Here is a 3115-nt window from a genome sequence, read left to right as displayed (position 1 = left end):
CTGAGGAAACCGGTCCGGAGGGCCTTGGGTCCTCCGGACACCCCCTTACTGCAACACGCCCGTGACGCTCTCCGCTGTCGCCAGTTGCAGCACCCCCATCAGGGTCGCGCGCGTCTCGCCGTCGGCGACGCCGTCCACCTGCGAAGGCCGCCAGTGGCGCTGGAAGGCCTCGACGGTCAGGCGGGTCGCCTCGTCATAGTCGCCGCCCGGCGGCAGGGTGTAGCCCAACCGGTGCAGGCCGGCGCGCAGGACAATGACGCCCAGCCCCTCGTCGCCCGGCCCCAGCGGCGCGCCCAGGGCGGCGATCCGTTCGTGCGCGGGCTCGAACCACAGGCCGTGGCCGACCCCGGCCAGCCGCTTCCACGGGAAGCGCTCGCCCGGATCCTGCTTGCGCTCGGGCGCCATGTCGGAATGGCCGATGATGCGGGCGTCGGGGATGGTCCAGCGGGTGCGGATGTCCGAGATCAGGCTGATCACGGCGTCGACCTGGACCTCGGGGAAGTCTCGATAGCCGAACTCATGGCCAGGATTGACGATCTCGATGCCGATGGAGGCGGCGTTGCAGTCGGTCTCGCCCTGCCAGCCGCCGCGGCCCGCGTGCCAGGCCCGGCGCGCCTCATCGACCAGCCGCAGGATGGAGCCGTCCTCGTCGACGACGTAGTGGGCCGAAACCCGGGCTTCCGGATCCCGCAGCCGCGCGACCGCGGCCTCGCCCGTCTGCATGCCGGTGTAGTGCAGCACCAGCATGTCCGGCGGGGCCCGGCGCATATCGAAATTGGGGGATGGCGCGTCCTTGACGACCAGCATGGCGGCGCAGCCTTACCGGCCCGTCCGCTCCCAGCCGTAGGCGACCCAGGCGTCGCCGACCTTGCGGGCCTCGATGACGCCGTCGTCGGCGCGGCGGTCGCGCCGGGTCATGGTCCGGCGGGCGCGCATGGCCAGGCCGGCCACGAACACCAGCACGGCGGCGATCACGGCGATCACGGCCACGGCGGCGGCGGTCACCACCGCCAGCACGGCGCCGATGGCCATGGCGACCAGGGTGGCGATCAGGCCGAACAGCCACACCACGGGGGCGAGCAGGCCATTGGAGGGCCGCCGGGCGGCGGGGCCGAAGATCAGGCGTTCGGACTCGGTCATGACTTCACCTTCAGGGGCGCTGCGTACAACGCCGAACCCCCAATGTCGGTCCATAGGGTCGGCCGGTCAATGATGGGCCGCTTCACAGGCGAGTGTCCGGGCCGGTCAGTAGGGCTGCTCAGCCAGCACCGACGCGCCCGAAGCCCGTGCGCGGTCGGTCTGGATGCGGCGAACGGTCGCCTCCGCCTGCGGGTCGTTCATGACCCCGCCGATGCCGACCAGCACCCGCGCCGCCTCGCCCGAGACGCCGAACATCTTCGACAGGGCCTCGAACGTCGAACCGGCTTCCGGATAGCGCTTGAAGCGGACCTCGGTCCCGGCCGGGATGCGGGCCAGTTCCTTGGCCTTGGCGACGGCCTCCTCGATGCCGCCCAGCTGATCCACCAGGCCGATGCCGCGGGCCTGGGCGCCGGTCCACACCCGGCCTCGGGCGATCTCGCGCACCCGGGCGGGCGGCAGACGGCGACCGGCCGAGACGCGGGCGATGAATTCTTCATAGGTCCGGTCGATCTGGGCCGCGAAGGCGGCGCGCTGGGCCGGGGTGAACTCCTGCGAGGGGGAGAAGGCGTCGGCGTATTCGCCGCCGACGGTCAGGTGGCGCATGTCCACCCCGAACCGGCCCAGGGCGTCGGCCAGCACGAACTTGCCGCCGAACACCCCGATCGAGCCGGTCAGGGTCGTCGGCTGGGCCACGATCCAGTTGGCTTCGGAGCTGATCCAGTAACCGCCCGAGGCCGCGTATTCGCCCATCGAGACGACCACCGGCTTGCCCGCCGCCTTGGCGGCGCGAACGGCGGCCAGGATCTGTTCCGAAGCCTCCGGCGAGCCGCCGGGCGACGACACGCGGAAGACGATGGCCTTCACGTCCTTGTCCTCGATCGCGTCATAGATGGCCTTGGCCGTGTCGTCCGAGGTGATGGACGAGCCCTCGCCGAACGGGCTGGCCCCGCCGCTGCGGCCGGTCACGATGGCCCCCTCGCCGCTGACGATGGCGATGGCCTCGCTGCCCGAGCCGGCGCGCTCGCCGATCGAGGCCGCGTAGTCGTGGAACTCCATGATCTCGGCGCCCTTGCCGGCGCGGCGCTTGACCTCGGCCTCGGCCTCCTCGACCTGGCCGATCTTGTCGATCAGGCGGCGCTGCAGGGCGTCGGCGGCCGAATAGGGCCCGGCCTCGATGACCGCTTTCAGCTGCGGCAGGGTCGTGCGGCGGTCCTGCGCCGCATTGTTCAGCGCGCTGTCGTAGATGGAGGTCATCCACGCCGTCATCGCCTCGCGGTGGGCGGCGGTGAAGTCGCTCTGCGTGTATTCGTTGACCGCGTTCTTATACTCGTAGCGTTGCTCGAACTGGGCCTCGACGCCGTATTTCTCGAAGGCGCGCCCCAGGAAGACGCTCTCCGCCGAGAAGCCCGCCAGCTGGAAGCTGGCCGTGTTCTGCATCCACAGCTCGGACGCCGCGGCGCCCAGCATGTAGCTGGAGACCGTCGTGCCGATGGGCTGGAAGCCCTGGCTGTGGGCGATGACGACCTTGCCCGAGCGGCGGAAGCGGCGGATCGCCTGACGGATCTCGTCGGCGGCGGCCGGAGTGACGCCCCCTTCCGGCAGGCGGATCAGCAGGGCCTTCACCCGGGTGTCGGTCTCGGCCTGGGCCAGGGTGTCGACGATCTGCATGGTCGACAGCCCGCCGCCGCCGAACACCGCGAACGGATTGGTCGGCGCCTGGTCGGTCAGTCCCTCGCGCAGGTCCAGCTCCAGCACCGTGTGCCCCGGCGTGGGCTCCTTGGCGCTCAGCGAACTGATCGCGATCGCCAGGAAGACGAAGGGGATGATGACGAAGAACAGGAACAGCCCGGCGAAGACGCCCGCCATCGTGAGGAAGAATTGCTTCATGGGGGCGACACGTCGTCCGGAGCGCGGGCCGGGTCATGGCCACATTTTCACCATAGGGCGGCAGGGCTTGCGGTCAAATGAATGTCCC

At 70.6% G+C, this 3115-nt stretch carries 3 protein-coding genes; all 3 read right to left on the bottom strand.

From position 1 onward, the window contains the following. Nucleotides 1–45 precede the first annotated feature (45 nt). Nucleotides 46–807: an N-acetylmuramoyl-L-alanine amidase gene (locus Q0C81_RS17720; protein WP_291841079.1), complete on the bottom strand. Its 762-nt coding sequence runs from the start codon at nt 805–807 to the stop codon at nt 46–48. Between the two features lie 12 nt (nt 808–819). Then, nucleotides 820–1140, bottom strand: coding sequence for a hypothetical protein (locus Q0C81_RS17715; RefSeq protein ID WP_291841077.1), 321 nt, complete (start codon nt 1138–1140; stop codon nt 820–822). Nucleotides 1141–1245: 105 nt separating this feature from the next. Beyond that, a complete protein-coding gene (gene sppA / locus Q0C81_RS17710; RefSeq protein WP_291841075.1) occupies nt 1246–3027 on the bottom strand; it encodes a signal peptide peptidase SppA in 1782 nt (593 codons plus the stop codon). Nucleotides 3028–3115 lie beyond the last annotated feature (88 nt).

It is taken from the genome of Brevundimonas sp. (assembly GCF_023259385.1).
Taxonomy (GTDB): domain Bacteria; phylum Pseudomonadota; class Alphaproteobacteria; order Caulobacterales; family Caulobacteraceae; genus Brevundimonas.
Note: the sequence above shows the minus strand (reverse complement) of the source record. Positions and strands in the feature narration are given on the sequence as shown.